Consider the following 17,831-nt stretch of genomic DNA (forward strand, 5'->3'; position numbering starts at 1 on the left):
ATTGGTCCATTTTTGACTTAGGTAGAGACTTGTCCGATAGCCATTGGGGAATCATTTAGCCCCGTGGGAGTCGGAACAATGCTCGCCAACCTGGCATATAGATAGCTGGCCGTTGGTTTTTTGATCTGTTTTCGGCGAGGGTTGCTCGTGATTGTTAGTCCCTGTAATGCACCAAAATTGTCTGCCAAGCGGTTACGAAACGCACTGGTAACGGGCTCCGCCCTGTTTTGCCTGCTCGGCGCGGGTCAACTGTGGGCATTCAGTCTGGATGATGTGTCGGCCAAGGCAAAAGAGCTGGCCGGGCAGAAATACCAAGCCCCGCGCAGCAATCTGCCAAACGAATTTCGCGAAATGAAATTCGCTGATTACCAGAAAATTCGTTTTCGCCATGAAAAAGCCGAGTGGGCCGATCAGAAAACTCCGTTCAAGCTGTCCTTCTATCACCAGGGTATGCACTTCGATACACCGGTAAAGATCAATGAAGTCACCGCCACTGACGTCCAGGAAATCAAGTACGACCCGGCTCGTTTCGATTTCGGCGACGTCAAGGTTGATCCCAAGGCTACCGAACAGCTGGGTTATGCCGGCTTTCGTGTCCTGTACCCGATCAACAAGGACGACAAGCAAGACGAAATCATGACCATGCTCGGCGCCAGCTACTTCCGCGTCGTTGGCAAGGATCAGGTCTACGGTTTGTCTGCCCGCGGCATGGCCATCGACACCGCGCTGCCGTCTGGCGAAGAATTCCCGCGTTTCACCGAGTTCTGGATTGAGCGTCCAAAACCGGATGACAAGCACTTGGTGATCTTCGCCCTGCTGGATTCGCCACGGGCTACCGGCGCCTACCGCCTGATCCTGCGTCCGGGTACCGACACCATCGTCGATGTCAAATCCCAGATGTTCCTGCGCGACAAAGTCACCAAGCTGGGCATTGCCCCGCTGACCAGCATGTACCTGTTCGGCGCCAATCAGCCGTCCAAGGTCCTCAACTACCGCCGTGAGCTGCACGACTCCAGCGGCCTGTCGATCCATGCCGGTAACGGCGAGTGGATCTGGCGTCCGCTGAACAACCCTAAACACCTGTCGGTCAGCAACTTCAGCGTGGAAAACCCGCGTGGTTTCGGCCTGCTGCAACGCGGTCGCAACTTCAGCCAGTACGAAGACCTCGACGACAACTACGACAAGCGCCCAAGCGCCTGGATCGAGCCTGAGGGCGACTGGGGCAAGGGTTCCGTCGACCTGGTAGAGATCCCGACTGCCGATGAAACCAACGACAACATCGTTGCCTTCTGGAGCCCGGAAAAGCTGCCAGAGCCCGGCCAGCCGCTGGACGTCAGCTACCGCCTGCACTGGACCCTCAATGACGCACCGTTCCATTCCCCTGACAGTGCTTGGGTCAAGCAGACCTTGCGCTCTACGGGTGATGTGAAACAGTCCAACCTGATCCGTCAGCCAGATGGCAGCGTTGCCTACCTGGTGGACTTCGAGGGCCCGTCCCTCAAGGCCCTGCTGCCAGATGCCCAGGTTCGCAGCCAGGTCAGCGTCGGCGACAATGCCGAGTTGGTGGAAAACAGCGTTCGCTACAACCCGCACACAAAAGGCTGGCGCCTGACCCTGCGCATGAAGATCAAGGACGCGGGCAAGCCAACCGAGATGCGTGCGGCCCTGGTCCAGGACGTTGCAGTGCCGGAACCGGAAAAGGCTTCGACCCAAGTGTTGAAAGCGGACAAAGTACTGGCCAAGCAACATGAGAAACAGGCCAAGAAAGACGCCAAAGATAAGGAAGCCAAGCAGCCAGAAGCTGCCCCAGCCACACCGGAGCCGGTCAAAACTGAACAAGTCCTGACCGAAACCTGGAGCTATCAGTTGCCTGCCGATGAGTAACTCTCAAGCCCAGCCAGAGACGCTTGCCGAGTATCTGGCGCATCTTCCGATGACTGATGAGCAGCGCGCCGAACTCGTGGGCTGCAACTCCTTCGCCGAACTGCACGAGCGCCTCTCGTCTTCGACCTTCGACGCCCCGGCCGACGCTGCCCAAGCGTCGGTAGGTCGGCGACTGACCCTCAACACGGCCGAAGAGCTGCAAGATGCTGAGATGCTCGCGCTCGACGCCAGCGGTCGCGTCTGCCTCAAGGCCACGCCGCCGATCCGTCGGACCAAGGTGGTGCCTGAACCTTGGCGCACCAATATCCTGGTACGCGGCTGGCGCCGGCTGACCGGTCGCTCCAATCCTCCGGCACCGCCGAAGGACGAGCGCGTGCTGCCCGCTGCCCGCTGGCGCACGGTCGGTTCGATCCGTCGTTACATCCTGTTGACACTGATGCTCGGCCAGACGATCGTCGCCGGCTGGTACATGAAAGGCATCATGCCGTATCAGGGCTGGTCCTTCGTCGACATGGACGAGATCCGCAACCAGACCCTGATGGCGACCGCTACCCAGGTCCTGCCTTACGCCCTGCAAACCAGCATCCTGATTCTGTTCGGGATACTGTTTTGCTGGGTCTCGGCCGGTTTCTGGACCGCGCTGATGGGTTTCCTGGAACTGCTGACCGGCCACGACAAGTACCGTATTTCCGGGAAAAGCGCTGGCGATGAGCCAATTCCCAAGGAAGCTCGTACCGCCCTGGTCATGCCGATCTGCAACGAAGACGTGCCACGGGTATTCGCTGGCCTGCGGGCGACTTTCGAGTCGGTTGCCGCGACCGGTGACCTGGATCGCTTCGACTTCTTCGTCCTCAGTGACAGTAACGACGCCGATATCTGCATCGCCGAACAGCAAGCCTGGCTTGACGTGTGCCGCGACGCGGGTGGCTTCGGCAAAATTTTCTATCGCCGCCGTCGCCGTCGCGTCAAACGCAAGAGCGGCAACCTCGACGACTTCTGCCGTCGCTGGGGCGGTGACTACAAGTACATGGTGGTGCTCGACGCCGACAGCGTGATGAGCGGCGAATGCCTGACCAGCCTGGTGCGCTTGATGGAAGCCACGCCGGACGCCGGTATCATCCAGACCGCGCCACGGGCGTCGGGCATGGACACGCTGTATGCGCGCATGCAGCAGTTCGCTACCCGCGTCTACGGCCCGCTATTTACTGCCGGCCTGCACTTCTGGCAGTTGGGTGAATCCCACTACTGGGGTCACAACGCAATCATCCGCATGAAGCCGTTTATCGAGCACTGCGCCCTGGCGCCATTGCCCGGTAAAGGCGCGTTTGCCGGTGCCATCCTCTCTCACGACTTCGTTGAAGCGGCGCTGATGCGTCGTGCCGGCTGGGGCGTGTGGATTGCCTACGATTTGCCCGGCAGCTACGAAGAATTGCCGCCCAACCTGCTGGACGAACTCAAGCGTGACCGTCGCTGGTGCCACGGCAACCTGATGAACTTCCGCCTGTTCCTGGTCAAGGGCATGCACCCGGTGCACCGTGCGGTGTTCCTTACCGGCGTGATGTCGTACCTGTCGGCGCCGTTGTGGTTCTTCTTCCTGGTGCTGTCGACCGCTCTGCTGGCGGTCAACACCCTGATGGAGCCGCAGTACTTCATGGCGCCACGCCAGTTGTACCCGCTGTGGCCGCAATGGCATCCGGACAAGGCGGTAGCGCTGTTCTCCACCACCATCGTGCTGCTGTTCCTGCCCAAGCTGTTGAGCATCATCCTGATCTGGGCCAAGGGCGCGAAAGAGTTCGGCGGCAAGTTCAAGGTGACCCTGTCGATGCTGCTGGAGATGCTGTTCTCCGTGCTGCTGGCGCCGGTGCGGATGATTTTCCACACCCGCTTCGTGCTCGCCGCGTTCCTCGGCTGGGCCGCGACCTGGAACTCGCCGCAGCGTGACGACGACTCCACACCGTGGAGCGAGGCGGTCAAGCGTCACGGTCCGCAAACGTTGCTCGGCTTTTTCTGGGCGCTGCTGGTGGTGTGGTTGAACCCAAGCTTCCTGTGGTGGCTGGTGCCGATTGTCGGTTCGCTGATGCTGTCGATCCCGGTTTCGGTGATTTCAAGCCGGGTCAAGCTGGGCCTCAAGTCGCGCGACGAAAGCCTGTTCCTGATCCCTGAGGAATACAATCCGCCCCAGGCACTGCTGTCGACCGACCAGTACACCCACGAAAACCGTTGGCACGCGCTCAATGACGGTTTCGTGCGGGCCGTGGTCGATCCTCAGCAGAACGCTCTGGCCTGTGCCCTGGCGACCTCTCGGCATGGTCACGCGGAGCCGATTGAGTTGCTGCGTATCGAACGTGTTCGTCATGCATTGAGCGTCGGCCCAGCCGGCCTCAATAACGGCGAACGCCTGGCCTTGCTCAGTGATCCAGTCGCCCTGGGACGCTTGCATGAGCAGGTCTGGAGCGAAGGTCACGCGGAATGGCTAGGTGCCTGGCGTGAATCGGTCAAGTCCGACCCCCACGCGCCGTTGCTGCCTTTGCAACCGCTGTCGTCCCAGGCTCAACCAGCCTGATTTAGACGCCCCCGAGGCTAGTCTCGGGGGCATTTGAAACGCCCTTCCTGCAGTGTTTTTCCCTTCTGTCACATTGCGACAACGCCTTGTTATTTCGACACAAAAGACCCTTTACCTACGAACCCCTGGCGTTTGGTTTGAAGAAAGGTGATTACGACAGCCTCAACTGGATCAATCACTTCCTCAATCAAATCGCTCAGGACGGCACCTACGATCGCTTGCATGACAAGTGGTTCAGGGACTCGGACTGGTTGGTGGGAATTGAGTGAAGGTCATAACTGCTTACACATCTAAGGAGTGCCTGGCTCCCGCAGCAGGCGGTCTACCTGTGCTGTTCGCGCAGCCTTTATGGGTTTTTTCTGTCATATCCGCCAACAAATTCCGCCTAGACCTATGTGCCGGTGGGCGAGTGGGTTAGCATCGCTCCCCGAAATGGTGCAGCCCTTTTGCGCACCGACCTCACAATAAAATGAGTTCAGGGGACTTGATGATGAAAAAGTATCTCTCGATGCTGTTGCTTGGCGTTACGGCGCTGGTAGCAGTCAATGCTGCCCAGGCCGGTGCCATCGATGATGCGGTCAAGCGCGGAACGCTGAAAGTCGGGATGGACCCGACCTACATGCCGTTCCAGATGACCAACAAGCGCGGTGAAATCATCGGGTTTGAAGTCGACATCCTCAAGGCCATGGCTAAGTCCATGGGCGTCAAGCTGGAGACGGTCTCCACCGGTTATGACGGCATCATCCCGGCGCTGCTGACCAACAAGTTCGATATGATCGGCAGCGGCATGACCCTGACTCAGGAGCGTAACCTGCGCCTGAACTTCAGCGAACCCTTCATTGTCGTCGGCCAAACCCTGCTGATCCGCAAGGAGCTGGAAGGCACCATCAAGTCTTATAAAGACCTGAATGACGAGAAATATCGCCTGACTTCCAAGCTCGGTACGACTGGCGAGATGGTTGCCAAGAAACTGATCTCCAAGGCCAAGTACCACGGCTACGACAACGAGCAGGAAGGTGTGCTCGACGTGGTCAACGGTAAGGCCGATGCATTCGTCTATGACGCGCCTTACAACGTGGTAGCAGAGAAAAAGGTCGGCAACGGCAAGCTGGTGTACCTCGACCAGCCGTTCACCTTTGAACCCCTGGCGTTCGGCTTGAAGAAAGGCGACTACGACAGCATCAACTTCATCAATAACTTCCTGCACCAGATCCGCAACGACGGCACCTACGATCGCATCCATGACAAGTGGTTCAAGAGCAGTGATTGGCTCAAGGACATGGAATAAGGCTGACTTGTGGCGAGGGGGCTTGCCCCCCGTTGGCCTGCGAAGCAGGCCTAGTCAGGCAGTGAAGTTTTCAGAAATATTGCGGTGACTGGCTTTCAGGGCTGCTTCTCAGCCCAACGGGGGACAAGCCCCCTCGCCACAGAAGGGCATGCCCTCCGATCTTGATGGATGTTAAGCAATGAAACAGAAAAAAGCCCAATGGCCCTGGCACCTGCTGACAATGCTGGTTCTGGTCGGCCTGGCTGGGGCGTTGTACTACGCCACCTCGCTGATGTCCTACGAATGGCGCTGGAACCGCGTGCCGCAATACTTCGCCTACCAGGCCGAGGAATCCCAGCGAGCGGCAGATATTTCCACAGTCGTTGAACTGGTGCGCAAAGGCGATACTGCCGAAGTAACCCTGCGCAATGGCGCCGGTGACGAGCAACATCTCACTGTTGCAGATAACAGCGTGCAAGTGGCTCGCGGCGATGATGTGGCCGAGGGCGATGTGATCGGCGTAACTCGGCATTGGGCGTTGGGCCCGCTGATGTGGGGCTTGTGGACCACCCTGTGGCTGTCGCTGGTGTCAGGCATTCTGGGCCTGGCCATTGGCTTGGCAACCGGCTTGTGCCGGCTGTCGAACAACCCGACCTTGCGGGATCTGTCGACGATCTACGTCGAACTGGTACGCGGTACGCCGCTATTAGTGCAGATCTTCATTTTCTACTTCTTTATTGGCACGGTGCTCAACCTGTCCCGGGAATTCGCCGGTATCGCCGCCTTGTCGCTGTTTACTGGCGCCTATGTGGCGGAAATCGTTCGCTCCGGGGTGCAGTCGATTGCCCGTGGCCAGGGCGAAGCTGCCCGTTCCCTGGGCTTGAGCGCTGGCCAATCGATGCGCCATGTGGTGTTGCCGCAAGCCTTCAAACGAGTGCTGCCGCCCCTGGCCGGGCAATTTATCAGCCTGGTCAAGGACACGTCCCTGGTGTCGGTGATCGCCATTACCGAGCTGCTCAAGAGCGGTCGCGAAGTGATCACCACCTCGTTCTCGCCGTTTGAAATCCTGTTCTGCGTCGCAGGCCTGTACCTACTGATCAACCTGCCGCTGTCGAAAGTCGCCAGCCGGCTTGAGCGGAGGCTCGCGCAAAGTGATTGAAGTCCGCGATCTGGTAAAAGTTTTTGACTCTCGTGGGCACGTGGTCCGCGCGGTGGATAACGTCACCACCCAAGTGGCCAAGGGCGAAGTGTTGGTGGTAATCGGCCCGTCCGGCTCTGGCAAGTCGACGTTTCTGCGTTGCCTCAACGGCCTGGAAGAGTTCGATTCTGGTTCGGTCAGCATCGACGGCCTGCAACTGGCCGACCCGAAGACCGACGTGAACGCCTACCGGCGTGAAGTCGGTATGGTGTTCCAGCACTTCAACTTGTTTCCCCACATGACTGTTTTGGAAAACCTGTGCCTGGCGCAGAAAGTCGTGCGCAAGCGTGGCAAAAAGGAGCGCGAGGCCAAAGCCTTGGCACTACTGGAAAAGGTCGGTATTGCCCAGAAAGCCAACGAGTTCCCGTCGCGGCTGTCCGGTGGCCAGCAGCAGCGCGTGGCAATTGCCCGGGCGCTGGCCATGGAACCCAAGGTAATGCTGTTTGATGAACCCACCTCGGCGCTGGACCCGGAAATGGTCGGCGAAGTGTTGGATGTCATGAAGACCCTGGCCCTGGAAGGCATGACGATGGTCTGTGTGACCCACGAAATGGGCTTTGCCCGGGAAGTGGCGGATCGGGTGTTGTTTTTCGATCATGGAAAGCTGCTGGAGGATGCCGCTCCGGCGCAATTCTTCGATGCGCCCAAGGACCCGCGGGCCCAGGCGTTTTTGCGCCAGGTCTTGTAGACGATGATCGTTCCCATGCGCTGCGTGGGAGCGATCTGGATGCGGGTCTGCCGGTTCATACCTTGACCTTCCCCACCCGCATCTGCAAATCGATTCCCAACCTTGCCAGCTCAATACTCGCCGCCGCTGCCTGCTCACTGGCCGGCTGAAAGTCGCGTAGGAACTTTCCCAAGTTCACAAAGCGCGACGGCCATGATTGGCCGCCGCAGGGGAAGGTCAGATCCGGAAGCGGCCTACCAGGGTTTGCAGGTAAACCCCAAGGCGCGCCAATTCGGCACTGGACGCAGCAGTTTCTTCGCTGGCCGCCGAGGTTTGTTCGGAGACGTCGCGCACGTTCAGCACGCTGCGGTTGATCTCTTCGGCGACCGCGCTTTGTTGCTCAGCGGCAGTGGCAATCTGCTGGTTCATCGCCTGAATGGTCGAGACCGTGCGGGTGATGTTTTCCAGGGCGGTGCCAGCCCGGCGGGTTAGCTCGACGCTACTGTCGGTAAGGCTGCGGCTATTGTCCATGATGGTCGCTACCTGCTGTGTGCCGCTTTGCAGGCCAACGATCAGCTCTTCGATTTCTTCGGTGGACTTCTGGGTGCGTTGGGCCAGGCTGCGTACCTCATCGGCGACCACCGCAAATCCACGTCCAGCTTCCCCGGCGCGAGCGGCTTCGATGGCCGCGTTGAGAGCCAGCAGATTGGTTTGCTGGGCCACGGACTTGATCACGTCCAGCACGCTGCCGATCTTGTCGCTTTCGCGCTTGAGGTGGCCCATGGCTTCGGTAGAGTTGCCGACTTCGTGAGCCAAACGCTCGATTTGGGTGATGGCTTCGCCGACCACCTTGTCGCCTTCGCGAGCCTGCTGGTCAGCGGCAACGGCCGCTTCTGAGGCTTGCTCGGCGTTGCGTGCGACTTCCTGTACGGTGGCAGCCATTTCGTTCATGGCGGTGGCCACCTGGTCGGTCTCGACCTTTTGGCTGTTGACTCCGGCACTCGTCTGTTCGGTAACGGCGGACAGTTCCTCGGCTGCGCTGGCGATCTGGGTGACGCCGTCGCTGATGCCACCGATCAGTTCACGCAGGCCGACGGTCATATTTTGCATGGCCCGTTGCAGTTGGCCCAGTTCGTCCTGTCGTTCTGAAATCAGGTTGTGGGTCAGGTCGCCAGCGGCGACGCGTTCGGCGACTTTCAGCGTCTGGCTCAGCGGGATGACGATTTGCCGGGTGATGGCCCAGGCTGCCACCAGGCCGCAGATCAAGGCCAGGGCTGTAGCGAACAGCAGCAGTTGCTTGGCCTGCGCGGCATCGATGTCGCGGACTACGGTTTGCGAGGTGGTCAGCTTCTTACTGCGGTCCAGCAGGATATCGCCTTGCTCGGCCATGGTTTTCACTGCTGCAGTACTGGCCTCCTGGGAGTCGCGATACTGGCTGACGGCCGCGCGGTAGGCTTGTAGCGAAACGCTGGCCTGCTGCAGGTTGGTCTGGTATTGCTCCGGCAACTGGCCGTTGAGGTTAGTGATCTGTTTCAGCGCGTTGTCAATGGCATCCAGGGCGGGCTGTTGCGCTTCAAGCTTGCCACTGTAGGTGTAGCCGCGTACCTGGAAGCGCGCCTGTTGGATCAGTTTGCTCAGGTCGACCACGCTGTTGAACTGGGTAACGCTGTCGCCTTGCAGCAGCGTCTTCTCGACTTCGCCGACCTTGACCACGGCATTGTCGGCGGTATCGCCGAGCTTGCTGCGCGCATCTTCGCGGTTGGCACCGGCCTGGGTCATGGTGATGAACGAGCGCTTGTACTGGTCTACTGCGGCCAATTGCTCATCGATCATGGCGATGCCGGCAGGCTGTTCGATCAGCGTGCGGGCGGTTTTCAGCCCTGTGTCCAGCTGGCCGAGTAAGTCATTGACAGCTGCTGGGCCTTGTTCGCCATGGCGCATTTCGTAGGCCAAACGCGCCAGACGCAGATCCTTGGTTAGCTCATTGAGGCTGGAAATAAACCCCAGCTTGTCACCTCGACTGATCACGCCACTCAGCCCGGTCCAGCCGGTAAAGGTGATCAATAACGTCAGGATCAGCACCAGGCCAAAGCCTACGCCCAGCTTGCGATTGACGCTTACATTCCCCAATTTCTCGGCTAACCAACGGTACATGCTGCGAACTCCCCTGAAACAAGGCTTGGACTTATTCAGAGCGTATCGGCTCGCAATGCGAATTCTGTAGGCGAGAAGGTTTTGTGGCGAGCGGGCTTAGTTGTAACAGTGAGGTTGCGGGGTCAGAACAGGCGTGAGAGCAGGGCGGTGACGGCGGTTTCAACCCGCAATATCCGCGCGCCAAGCTGCACCGGCTGCAACCCGGCCTTGGCCAGCAAGTCCACTTCATAAGGAATCCAGCCACCTTCCGGGCCGATGGCCAAGGTTACCGGCTCATCCAGGCCGCGAGGGCAGGGCGGATAGTCGCCGGGGTGGCCAACCAGGCCGAGGGTGTCTTGCGCCAAGGTGGGCAAGCGGTCTTCGACAAAGGGCTTGAAGCGTTTTTCGATGATGATCTCAGGCAACACAGTATCTCGTGCCTGTTCCAGGCCGAGTATCAGTTGCTGGCGGACCGCTTCCGGTTCCAGGAATGGCGTCTGCCAGAAGCTCTTTTCTACCCTGTAACTGTTGACCAATACCACCCGTGGCACGCCCATGGACGCTACAGTTTGCAGCACCCGACGGAGCATTTTTGGGCGCGGCAAGGCCAACAGCAGGGTCAGTGGCAGTTTGGCCGGTGGTGGCTGATCGAGGGTGACTTGCAGTTCTGCTTCATGGGATTCCAGGCGCAGCAGCTCGGCACTGCCCATCAACCCACCAATGCGCCCGACCCGCAGACTGTCGCCCACCGCAGCGCGGTGGACTTCCTGCATGTGCACCAGGCGCCGATCACGCAGGATCACCCGGTCGGCCGCGATAAAATCGGCCTCTTCAAGCAGCAGCAGGTTCACGGCTGGGTCGCTGGCGGCTGGTCGTCCGGGCCTTGGTCGGCGTCGGCGGGTTGATCGTCCGGGTGTTCGCCGCGTTTGCTCACCAGGCTGGCAAACAGGATGCCGATTTCAAACAGCATCCACATCGGTACGGCCAGCAAGGTTTGCGAGAAGATGTCCGGTGGCGTCAGAATCATGCCGACCACGAAGCAGCCGATGATCACGTACGGGCGGATCTTGCGCAGGTATTTGACGTCGACCACGCCGATCCACACCAGTAGCACCACCGCCACCGGGATCTCGAAGGCCACGCCAAAGGCGAAGAACAGCGTCATCACGAAGTCGAGGTAGCTGGTGATATCGGTCATCATCTCCACTCCGGCCGGGGTGGCAGCAGCGAAGAATTTGAAGATCAGCGGGAACACCAGGAAGTAGGCGAAGGCCATGCCGGTGTAGAACAGCATGATGCTGGATACCAGCAGCGGTACCGCGATGCGCTTTTCATGCTTGTACAGGCCCGGCGCGATAAAACCCCAGATCTGGTGCAGGATCACCGGGATCGCCAGGAACAGCGAAACCATCATCGTCAGCTTCAACGGCGTGAGGAACGGCGAAGACACGTCGGTGGCGATCATGGTCGCGCCCACCGGCAGGTAATCGCGCAGCGGCGTCGAGACGAAGGTGTAGATCTGCTGGGTAAAGGCAAACAGTCCGGCAAAGATCACGAAGATTGCCGCGACACAACGCAGCAGGCGGGTGCGCAACTCGGTGAGGTGCGAGACCAGCGGCATGTGCTGGTCGTTTTCCGGTTTATCAGCGCTCATGGGGCTCGCGGCGGCAATGTAGGGTCGTGGGGAGCGGGCGACGCAGCGGGCGTCGGCGCGGGTTCTGTCGGGGCAACGGCTGGAGCGGCGGGCGTGAGCTCCACGACGGGCACGGTATCGACTACGGTGGTCAATATTGGCGCGGCGGGTGGCGCGATGCTCTGCTCGGCGACAGGCTCAACCGGGGTAGCAGCCTGCTGTTGCGGCGCGAGAATTTTCCGCGCCTCCTGCTCCAAAGACAGAATGTGTTCGTTGTGCAGTTGCCGGCGAATCTCGTCGGCGCCTATTTCCCGTTCAACTTCCTGTTTGATGGCGTTGAAACTGCGTTTCAGGCGCCCGATCCACAGGCCGGCCGTACGTGCGGCGCCGGGCAGGCGTTCAGGCCCGAGCACCAACAGGGCGATGAGACCGACGAGCAACAGTTCAGAGAAGCTGATACCAAACATTAGTCAGTGCTCACGAGTCTTTGCGGATAGGCTCTTCGACTTTCTCTGCCTGGACGTCGAAGGTGCGACGTTCAGTGATCGGCTGAGTGGCCTGTGGGTGAACAGGCTGCGCCGGTGGAGCCGGGTTGGCGGCAGGGTCGGCCGGTTTTTCGTCGTCGTTCATGGCCTTGCGAAAGCCCTTGATGGATTCGCCGACATCGGTGCCCAGGTTTTTCAGTTTCTTGGTGCCGAACACCAGCACAACCACTACCAGAATGACGATCCAGTGTTTCCAGTCAAAAATGCCCATGCTGCAATTCCTCTGTCAAAAAATTATTCAGGCGGACGGGCGCGAGGCCTTTTCGGTGTGTCCGGACAAGCCGAAGCGACGGTCCAGTTCATCAAGCACGGCCTGCGGATGCTGCCCCAGTTGGGCGAGCATCACCAGGCTGTGAAACCACAGATCGGCGGTTTCGTAGATCACATCGCTGCAGTCGCCGCTGATCTGGGCGTCCTTGGCAGCAATAATCGTCTCGACGGATTCTTCGCCGAGTTTTTCGAGAATCTTGTTCAAGCCCTTGTGATACAGGCTGGCAACGTAGGAGCTATCGGCGGCCGCACCTTTGCGGTCTTCCAGCACCTGGGCCAGACGGTTGAGTGTATCTGTCATGTTCAGTGTCCTGGCGAATAGATAGCGTGCGGGTCTTTGAGCACGGGCTCGACGGTCTTCCACTCGCCGTTTTCAAACACGCGGTAGAAGCAGCTGTGACGGCCGGTGTGACAGGCGATGTCGCCGATCTGCTCGACCTTGAGGATCACCACGTCGGCGTCGCAGTCGATGCGCATCTCGTGCAAGGTTTGCACGTGCCCGGACTCTTCACCCTTGCGCCACAGTTTGCCACGGGAACGTGACCAGTAAATGGCACGCTGCTCGGCGGCAGTCAGGCTCAGGGCCTCGCGGTTCATCCAGGCCATCATCAGTACGCGCCCGGTCTTGTAGTCCTGGGCAATGGCCGGCACCAGGCCGTCACTGTCCCATTTGATCTCGTCCAGCCAGTCTTTCATCTTCGACTCCGACAACCGGGCGTTACCCGCCTCGGCAATTTGCAACAGTGTATAACCGGACTGGCTATCGACGCACGATCAGATACACACCCACGGCGACCATGATGCCAGCCGGCCAGTGACCTAGTTCATTCAATGGACCGCCGGCTGCCAGCACTGCGCCACCGGCCAGGTGCCCGGAGCCCAGCAGGCGCAGGAACCAGTCGTCCTTGCGTTTGTGCCACGGCGCCGCCGTGTCCTTGGCGTGGGGCTGGGACATGCGCTCCAGTAAATCGCGGGTCATGTTGGCCAGGTGCGGCAGCTGTTCGACCTGGCTTTGCAGGTTGCCCAGCAGGGTTTTCGGGCTGACCCGCTCGCGCATCCAGCGTTCCAGGAACGGCTGGGCGGTGTTCCACAGGTCCAGGTCCGGGTACAGCTGGCGGCCCAGGCCTTCGATGTTCAGCAGGGTTTTCTGCAGTAGCACCAACTGCGGTTGCACTTCCATATTGAAGCGCCGGGCAGTCTGGAACAGGCGCATCAGCACCTGGCCGAAAGAAATATCTTTTAACGGTTTTTCGAAGATCGGCTCGCAGACGGTGCGGATCGCCGCTTCGAATTCGTTGAGTTTGGTTTCCGCTGGCACCCAGCCCGAGTCGATATGCAGTTGCGCCACACGGCGGTAGTCGCGCTTGAAGAAAGCGAACAGGTTGCGGGCCAGGTAATCCTGATCTTCCGGGGTCAGGCTGCCGACGATGCCGCAGTCGATCGCAATGTACTGCGGGCTCCACGGGTTCACGGTACTGACGAAGATGTTGCCGGGGTGCATGTCGGCGTGGAAAAAACTGTCGCGGAACACCTGGGTGAAGAAGATCTCCACACCGCGCTCGGCAAGCATTTTCATGTCGGTGCGCTGGTCGGCCAGGGTGGCCAGGTCGGTGACCTGAATCCCGTAGATGCGCTCCATCACCAGCACTTTCGGCCGGCACCAGTCCCAATACACTTGGGGCACGTACAACAGCTGTGAGCCTTCGAAGTTGCGCTTGAGCTGGCTAGCGTTGGCGGCTTCGCGCAGCAGGTCGAGTTCGTCGTAGATTGTTTTTTCGTAGTCCTGGACCACGTCCACCGGGTGCAGCAGGCGTGCATCTGCAGAGAAGTGCTCGGCGGCGCGGGCGAGGATGAACAGCCACGCCAGGTCCTGGCCGATGATGGGCTTGAGGCCGGGGCGGATCACCTTGACCACCACTTCTTCACCGCTTTTGAGCTGCGCGGCATGAACCTGGGCTACCGAGGCCGAGGCCAGTGGCTCAATGTCGAAACGGCTGAACACTTCGCTGATCTTCTTGCCCAACTGTTCTTCGATCAGTTTCACCGCCACCTGTGAATCAAACGGCGGTACGCGGTCCTGCAATAACATCAGTTCGTCGGCGATGTCTTCGGGCAGCAGGTCGCGGCGGGTGGACAGGATCTGTCCGAACTTGATGAAGATCGGGCCCAGGTCCTGCAGCGCCAGGCGCAGGCGGGCGCCACGGGTAAGTGTAAGGGGCTTGCGCGGGAACCAGCGCCACGGCAGCACATAACGCACCGCCAGCAGGAACCACGGCAGAGGCAGGGCGAACAGCAGGTCATCGAGGCGGTAGCGGATTACGACGCGCTGGATACGAAACAAACGGCGGACGGCGAGCAGCTTCATGCGTTATCGCTTGAATCAAGGGATTGGCTCAGGCGCTCGAAGCGCGCCTCAAGACGTTCCAGGTCGAGTTTGGCCTGATCGAGTTCACGAAAGCGCGCTTCGGCTTCCCGTTGTCCGACCAAGGTGCGCGATTCTTCGCTCAGGTATTCGGCGAGGTTCTGGTTCAGGCTGGCGAAGCCCTGCTGGTACCAGCGCGTGCGGCTGCGCAGGTGGCCGCTGATCAACTGCGTGGCCACCGGGCCGACCCAGCGGGACAGCTCGTATTCCCAATCCAGTTCCAGGTCTTGCAGCACGGCGGCCAGGTCCATCAGCACCGCGCTGTCGCCCTCAAGCTCAACGTCAGGGCCGTGGAGGATCGCTGTCTTGTCCCGGCTCAACGCCAGGCGCAGCAGGCTGGAAGCAGGGGCGCGCAGGGTGCAGTCGGAATCGGCGGCCCAATGGGATGCCAGCAGCAGGCCTTCATCGCTGGGCAGGATAAACAGCTGCAAGGCGGGGCTTGTGCAGTCGACGGCAATGATCTTGCCGTTCAAGTGCGCCAGTCGCGCCAGGGCGGTGCTGTCCAGGCGCAGGACACGGTTGAGGCCGTGTTCGACGCTGGCGAGAAGGCCTGTGAACAGCATCAGGGCTTGATGCCGCGGTGCAGGGCGACGATACCAGAAGTCATGTTGTGGTAAGTCACGCGGTCGAAACCGGCTTCTACCATCATCGACTTCAGGGTTTCCTGGTTGGGGTGCATGCGGATCGATTCGGCCAGGTAGCGGTAGCTCTCGGCGTCATTGGTGATCAGCTTGCCCATCAACGGCATGAAGGCGAACGAGTAGGTGTCGTAGACCTTGGACATTAGCGCGTTGGTGGGCTTGGAGAACTCCAGCACCAACAGGCGGCCGCCGGGCTTGAGCACCCGCAGCATGGAGCGCAGGGCGTCTTCCTTGTGGGTGACGTTACGCAGGCCGAAGGCGATGGTCACGCAGTCGAAGTGGTTGTCGGGGAACGGCAGCTTTTCAGCGTCGGCCTGGACGAACTCGACATTGCCGGCCACGCCTTTATCCAGCAGGCGATCGCGCCCCACCTTGAGCATCGAACCGTTGATGTCGGCCAATACCACTTGGCCAGTAGGGCCAACCAGTTTGGAGAACTTTGCCGCCAGATCGCCCGTGCCGCCGGCAATGTCCAGCACGCGGTTGCCGGTGCGTACGCCGGATAGCTCGATGGTGAAGCGCTTCCACAGGCGATGCATGCCGCCGGACAGCACGTCGTTCATCAGGTCGTACTTGGCGGCCACGGAGTGGAACACCTCAGCGACTTTTTCCGCTTTCTGGCTTTCCGGGACGTTCTTGAAACCGAAGTGAGTGGTGGGTTCGGCATCGCTGCCTTTGCGCTGATCAGTCATATCGCTGTCACCAAAAGAGAATGCGGGACATTCTAATCCCCAAGGCATGCTTTGTCTTGGCAAGGGTGAAGGTAAGATAGGTGGCCACCGAGACCTTTTGCCGCATGGGTGGTCAATAAGTCTCTATAAGGAGGAGTCATTCAAATGGCCCGTATACAGGTTGAGCGTGCTCACACTCTCGGTAAGGAAGCTGCCCGGGAAAAGGCTGACAAGTTGGCGCACAAACTCAAGGAACAATATGGCCTGGAGCCGTCCTGGTCCGGCGACACGCTGAACCTCAAGCGCTCCGGCGTCAAAGGCACCGTGAAAGTGGGTGAAGATTCCCTCAGGATTGAGGTTGAACTGGGCCTGTTGATGTCGGCCATGAGTGGCACTATCAAATCTGAAATCGAGAAGGCACTGGATAAGGCGCTGGCCTGATTCACGACGTGTAGTCGCAGTTGATGACTGTGGCTATAAGCGCTTTCGTGCTGTTCTTAGGGTGCCGATTCTAATTTTTATGCCTACTTTGTGCCCAAGCCCTCAACTCCTGTGGGCAGTTCCTCCACCCTTTTATGCGTGAGGTGCACCATGGCCAAAGTTATTTTGAAGAAAAAAATCGACGCTTCGACTAACACCCTGAGCGACGTTAAAACCTATGCCCGCAAGATTTGGCTGGCCGGCTTGGGGGCTTATGCCAAGGTCGGTAGTGAGGGCGGCGAGTACTTCAAAGAACTCATCAAGACTGGTCAACATGTTGAAAGCAAAGGCAAAAAAGTTGCGATTGAACAACTTGATGCGGCCAACAGTCAGATTGATCAAGTCAAAAGTAATGTCTTCAGCGTCAAAGGTCGTGTCGAAGTGCAACTGGATAAAGTCGAGAAGGCTTTTGATACTCGTGTTGCAAGTGCCTTGAATCGAATCGGCATTGCGTCTAAACATGACGTGGAGACAGTCTCTGCTAAGCTCGATGAGCTGACGGCATTGCTCGAACGTGTCGCGCGTAAACATTAAGGAGATAACGGGATGGCTGGTAAAAAGAATACTGAGAAAGAAGGCAACTCGTGGATTGGGGAAGTCGAAAAATACTCCCGCAAGATCTGGCTTGCTGGTTTAGGCGTGTACTCGAAGGTCAGCAGTGACGGCGGTAAATACTTCGAGACCTTGGTTAAAGACGGCGAGAAAGCCGAGAAGTTGACCAAGAGCACAGTGGGTAAACAAGTAGATGCGGCAAAGGCAACTGCAGGTTCTGCCAAGTCTCGCATCAATGCGGTTAAAAACCAGGCACTGGGCAAGTGGGATGAGTTGGAAGGCGCTTTCGACAAGCGTCTGAACAGTGCCATTTCGCGACTGGGCGTACCCAGCCGCAATGAAGTGAAGGCGCTGCACAGCAAGGTCGATACCTTGACCAAGCAAATCGAAAAACTAACAGGCGCCAAAGTGGCTCCAGTGGCGGCGAAAACCGCAGCCGCAAAGCCTGCTGCCAAGCCTGCCGCCAAAACCGCTGCCGCCAAACCAGCAGCGAAAAGCCCGGCCAAACCGTTGGTCAAAGCCGCCGCCAAACTGGCAGCCAAGCCAGCGGCCAAGGTTCCAGCAAAAACAGCGGCTAAACCTGCTGCCAAGCCAGCGGCCAAAACCACAGCGGCCAAGCCTGCTGCTAAACCTGTCGCGGCTAAAGCTGCTGCAAAACCAGCCGCAGCGAAGAAACCTGCCGTAGCCAAGAAGCCAGCCGCTCCAAAGCCAGTCATTGCGGCCAAACCGGCACCCGCGACCAACTCGGCCACCGCGCCGACGCAGACCGCTGCTACCCCGACTGCAACTTCGGTAACCCCGACGCCTACCAGTCAGTCCTGATTTTCACGGGACACGCAAAAACGCCCGGCCTGCAAAGGCCTGTAGGAGCCGGGCTTGCCCGCGATAGCATTAACCTCAGTCTG

General features: G+C 59.3%; 17 protein-coding genes and 2 pseudogenes. 9 read left to right on the forward strand and 10 right to left on the reverse strand.

Going from position 1 to position 17,831, the window contains the following annotated elements:
• Positions 1-147 precede the first annotated feature (147 nt).
• From FQ182_RS05060 to FQ182_RS05085, 6 genes and pseudogenes are all read left to right on the forward strand, one after another.
• Positions 148-1,884: a glucan biosynthesis protein G gene (locus FQ182_RS05060; protein WP_149411283.1), complete on the forward strand. Its 1,737-nt coding sequence runs from the start codon at positions 148-150 to the stop codon at positions 1,882-1,884.
• Positions 1,877-4,452, forward strand: a pseudogene (mdoH, locus tag FQ182_RS05065) (glucans biosynthesis glucosyltransferase MdoH). Before FQ182_RS05060 ends, mdoH begins: the two are co-directional and overlap by 8 nt.
• A gap of 72 nt (positions 4,453-4,524) precedes the next feature.
• Positions 4,525-4,716, forward strand: a pseudogene (locus FQ182_RS05070) (transporter substrate-binding domain-containing protein); the annotation flags it as partial.
• 221 nt (positions 4,717-4,937) lie between these two features.
• Positions 4,938-5,735 carry a transporter substrate-binding domain-containing protein gene (locus FQ182_RS05075; RefSeq protein ID WP_133101290.1) on the forward strand — a complete coding sequence of 266 codons (798 nt, stop codon included), beginning with the start codon at positions 4,938-4,940 and terminating at the stop codon, positions 5,733-5,735.
• Between the two features lie 178 nt (positions 5,736-5,913).
• Positions 5,914-6,873 carry an amino acid ABC transporter permease gene (locus tag FQ182_RS05080; RefSeq protein ID WP_149411281.1) on the forward strand — a complete coding sequence of 320 codons (960 nt, stop codon included), beginning with the start codon at positions 5,914-5,916 and terminating at the stop codon, positions 6,871-6,873.
• On the forward strand, positions 6,866-7,600 hold the full coding sequence (locus tag FQ182_RS05085; RefSeq protein ID WP_149411280.1) for an amino acid ABC transporter ATP-binding protein: 735 nt from the start codon (positions 6,866-6,868) through the stop codon (positions 7,598-7,600). Before FQ182_RS05080 ends, FQ182_RS05085 begins: the two co-directional genes overlap by 8 nt.
• Before the next feature lie 216 nt (positions 7,601-7,816).
• On the opposite strand, the gene FQ182_RS05090 is transcribed toward FQ182_RS05085, so the two are convergent.
• From FQ182_RS05090 to ubiE, 10 genes are all read right to left on the reverse strand, one after another.
• On the reverse strand, positions 7,817-9,733 hold the full coding sequence (locus FQ182_RS05090; protein WP_149411279.1) for a methyl-accepting chemotaxis protein: 1,917 nt from the start codon (positions 9,731-9,733) through the stop codon (positions 7,817-7,819).
• 122 nt (positions 9,734-9,855) lie between these two features.
• Complete coding sequence (locus FQ182_RS05095; protein ID WP_149411278.1) at positions 9,856-10,563, reverse strand: 16S rRNA (uracil(1498)-N(3))-methyltransferase; 708 nt, start codon at positions 10,561-10,563, stop codon at positions 9,856-9,858.
• A complete protein-coding gene (gene tatC / locus FQ182_RS05100) occupies positions 10,560-11,366 on the reverse strand; it encodes a twin-arginine translocase subunit TatC (protein ID WP_149493974.1) in 807 nt (268 codons plus the stop codon). The genes FQ182_RS05095 and tatC overlap by 4 nt, the downstream gene beginning before the upstream one ends.
• On the reverse strand, positions 11,363-11,812 hold the full coding sequence (gene tatB, locus FQ182_RS05105; RefSeq protein WP_149411276.1) for a Sec-independent protein translocase protein TatB: 450 nt from the start codon (positions 11,810-11,812) through the stop codon (positions 11,363-11,365). The genes tatC and tatB overlap by 4 nt, the downstream gene beginning before the upstream one ends.
• Before the next feature lie 10 nt (positions 11,813-11,822).
• The gene (locus tag FQ182_RS05110; RefSeq protein ID WP_149411275.1) at positions 11,823-12,101 is read right to left on the reverse strand and encodes a twin-arginine translocase TatA/TatE family subunit; all 279 of its coding nucleotides are present in this window, start codon (positions 12,099-12,101) and stop codon (positions 11,823-11,825) included.
• Positions 12,102-12,128: 27 nt separating this feature from the next.
• On the reverse strand, positions 12,129-12,461 hold the full coding sequence (locus FQ182_RS05115; RefSeq protein WP_149411274.1) for a phosphoribosyl-ATP diphosphatase: 333 nt from the start codon (positions 12,459-12,461) through the stop codon (positions 12,129-12,131).
• 2 nt (positions 12,462-12,463) lie between these two features.
• Entirely contained in the window at positions 12,464-12,856 is a 393-nt protein-coding gene (hisI, locus tag FQ182_RS05120) for a phosphoribosyl-AMP cyclohydrolase (protein ID WP_149411273.1), read from the reverse strand.
• 64 nt (positions 12,857-12,920) lie between these two features.
• Positions 12,921-14,525 (reverse strand): ubiquinone biosynthesis regulatory protein kinase UbiB, encoded by a 1,605-nt coding sequence (gene ubiB / locus FQ182_RS05125; RefSeq protein ID WP_149411272.1) that lies wholly within the window; start codon positions 14,523-14,525, stop codon positions 12,921-12,923.
• A complete protein-coding gene (locus FQ182_RS05130; RefSeq protein ID WP_149411271.1) occupies positions 14,522-15,145 on the reverse strand; it encodes an SCP2 domain-containing protein in 624 nt (207 codons plus the stop codon). Before FQ182_RS05130 ends, ubiB begins: the two co-directional genes overlap by 4 nt.
• Positions 15,145-15,915 (reverse strand): bifunctional demethylmenaquinone methyltransferase/2-methoxy-6-polyprenyl-1,4-benzoquinol methylase UbiE, encoded by a 771-nt coding sequence (gene ubiE, locus FQ182_RS05135; protein ID WP_133101302.1) that lies wholly within the window; start codon positions 15,913-15,915, stop codon positions 15,145-15,147. Before ubiE ends, FQ182_RS05130 begins: the two co-directional genes overlap by 1 nt.
• Positions 15,916-16,059: 144 nt before the next feature.
• On the opposite strand from ubiE, the gene FQ182_RS05140 reads away from it, so the two are divergent.
• The 3 genes from FQ182_RS05140 to FQ182_RS05150 all read left to right on the forward strand — a co-directional run bounded on the left by FQ182_RS05140 (position 16,060) and on the right by FQ182_RS05150 (position 17,748).
• A complete protein-coding gene (locus FQ182_RS05140) occupies positions 16,060-16,335 on the forward strand; it encodes a polyhydroxyalkanoic acid system family protein (RefSeq protein WP_149411270.1) in 276 nt (91 codons plus the stop codon).
• 150 nt (positions 16,336-16,485) lie between these two features.
• Positions 16,486-16,908: a phasin family protein gene (locus FQ182_RS05145; protein ID WP_149411269.1), complete on the forward strand. Its 423-nt coding sequence runs from the start codon at positions 16,486-16,488 to the stop codon at positions 16,906-16,908.
• Between the two features lie 12 nt (positions 16,909-16,920).
• Complete coding sequence (locus FQ182_RS05150; RefSeq protein ID WP_149411268.1) at positions 16,921-17,748, forward strand: phasin family protein; 828 nt, start codon at positions 16,921-16,923, stop codon at positions 17,746-17,748.
• Positions 17,749-17,831 lie beyond the last annotated feature (83 nt).

The organism is Pseudomonas sp. ANT_H4, assembly GCF_008369295.1.
In the GTDB taxonomy this organism is placed as follows: Bacteria; Pseudomonadota; Gammaproteobacteria; order Pseudomonadales; family Pseudomonadaceae; genus Aquipseudomonas.

What these genes read in the sequence shown, in the direction of transcription:
- FQ182_RS05075 (WP_133101290.1), top strand. Translation starts at nt 4,938, where the DNA reads ATGAAAAAGTATCTCTCGATGCTGTTGCTTGGCGTTACGGCGCTGGTA.
- FQ182_RS05080 (WP_149411281.1), top strand. Translation starts at nt 5,914, where the DNA reads ATGAAACAGAAAAAAGCCCAATGGCCCTGGCACCTGCTGACAATGCTG.
- FQ182_RS05090 (WP_149411279.1), bottom strand. Translation starts at nt 9,733, where the DNA reads ATGTACCGTTGGTTAGCCGAGAAATTGGGGAATGTAAGCGTCAATCGC.
- tatC (WP_149493974.1), bottom strand. Translation starts at nt 11,366, where the DNA reads ATGAGCGCTGATAAACCGGAAAACGACCAGCACATGCCGCTGGTCTCG.
- tatB (WP_149411276.1), bottom strand. Translation starts at nt 11,812, where the DNA reads ATGTTTGGTATCAGCTTCTCTGAACTGTTGCTCGTCGGTCTCATCGCC.
- FQ182_RS05110 (WP_149411275.1), bottom strand. Translation starts at nt 12,101, where the DNA reads ATGGGCATTTTTGACTGGAAACACTGGATCGTCATTCTGGTAGTGGTT.
- FQ182_RS05115 (WP_149411274.1), bottom strand. Translation starts at nt 12,461, where the DNA reads ATGACAGATACACTCAACCGTCTGGCCCAGGTGCTGGAAGACCGCAAA.
- hisI (WP_149411273.1), bottom strand. Translation starts at nt 12,856, where the DNA reads ATGAAAGACTGGCTGGACGAGATCAAATGGGACAGTGACGGCCTGGTG.
- ubiB (WP_149411272.1), bottom strand. Translation starts at nt 14,525, where the DNA reads ATGAAGCTGCTCGCCGTCCGCCGTTTGTTTCGTATCCAGCGCGTCGTA.
- FQ182_RS05130 (WP_149411271.1), bottom strand. Translation starts at nt 15,145, where the DNA reads ATGCTGTTCACAGGCCTTCTCGCCAGCGTCGAACACGGCCTCAACCGT.
- ubiE (WP_133101302.1), bottom strand. Translation starts at nt 15,915, where the DNA reads ATGACTGATCAGCGCAAAGGCAGCGATGCCGAACCCACCACTCACTTC.
- FQ182_RS05140 (WP_149411270.1), top strand. Translation starts at nt 16,060, where the DNA reads ATGGCCCGTATACAGGTTGAGCGTGCTCACACTCTCGGTAAGGAAGCT.
- FQ182_RS05145 (WP_149411269.1), top strand. Translation starts at nt 16,486, where the DNA reads ATGGCCAAAGTTATTTTGAAGAAAAAAATCGACGCTTCGACTAACACC.
- FQ182_RS05150 (WP_149411268.1), top strand. Translation starts at nt 16,921, where the DNA reads ATGGCTGGTAAAAAGAATACTGAGAAAGAAGGCAACTCGTGGATTGGG.